At 39.6% G+C, this 1,114-nt stretch carries 1 protein-coding gene; it reads left to right on the forward strand.

Annotation, left to right across the window (positions count from 1 at the left end):
- The first annotated feature begins 95 nt into the window (after window positions 1-95).
- The gene (locus FXF62_RS10690; RefSeq protein ID WP_149518717.1) at window positions 96-1,049 is read left to right on the forward strand and encodes a DDE-type integrase/transposase/recombinase; all 954 of its coding nucleotides are present in this window, start codon (window positions 96-98) and stop codon (window positions 1,047-1,049) included.
- Window positions 1,050-1,114: the final 65 nt, after the last annotated feature.

Below are 1,114 nucleotides of genomic sequence, written 5' to 3' on the forward strand. Positions count from 1 at the left end.
TGTAGCGTTACAATAGATGTGAGACTTCTAGAAGTCAAAAAGAAGATTCCCTGATATGATAAGAGTACCACCACTCACCAAAAAGGAATCTTCTCATGACTAGTATATCACAAAATCTTCGCTATTTACCACATACTCTAGAAACACGTTACCACGCTGTTAAAACCTACCAAAATGGTGCCACTGTCGCCTTCATCTGTCGACGTTACAAAGTTTCAAAAGCCTCTCTCATGCGCTGGAATAAGCGTTTTGATGGAACTAAAGAATCGCTGAAAAATCGATCCCATCGACCTCTAACACCACATCCAAAGGCTCATACCGAGCAAGAGCTAACATGGATTAAAAACTGCATTAAAAGAAATCCAAACGCAACCCTCATCGAAATCTTCTACAAACTCAAAACCAACAAGGGATATGATAGACACCCTTGCTCACTCTTTCGAATATTGAGAAAGTTGGACTTCTTCAAATCCCCTAAAACAAAGAAAAAACCTTATGTACCGAAACCATATGAAACTCCTACTAAACTTGGTATCAAGTGGCAGATGGATGTCAAATACGTACCGACTTACTGCTACACAGGAAAACTACCTGATAAGTTCTACCAGTATACCGTCATTGATGAGGCCAGTCGAGAACGCTTTATATTCCCTTTCAAAGAGCAGTCGTCCTACTCAACTGTTCAATTTCTCAAAATGGCTATCAAACACTTTGGATACATACCAAAAATCCTCCAAACGGATAATGGCTTCGAGTTCACTCATTTCAAAGAGACCAAACAAGTTCACCCACTAGACTTACTTTGTCAGGAACTTGGTATTGAGCACAAGCTGATTCGTCCTCGAACACCAAGACATAATGGCAAGGTTGAACGCAGTCATCGAAATGACAATCGACGTTTCTACCAGCACTTGACCTTCTACTCCTATAACGATCTTATCAAGCAGATGAAAACCTATCTTTATCGTTCTAATCGACTCCCTATGCAAACTTTAGGATGGAAATCTCCTATCGATATCAGAAAAGCTTTACTAGGAGCTAACTCCTAGTAAAGCTTAACAAATGGATTGCTTCAAAATAACATTTTAGGTCTCACATCATTGACAAAGGTACA

Origin of the sequence: Streptococcus cristatus (assembly GCF_008369405.1) — a bacterium.
GTDB classification, from domain to species: domain Bacteria; phylum Bacillota; class Bacilli; order Lactobacillales; family Streptococcaceae; genus Streptococcus; species Streptococcus cristatus_G.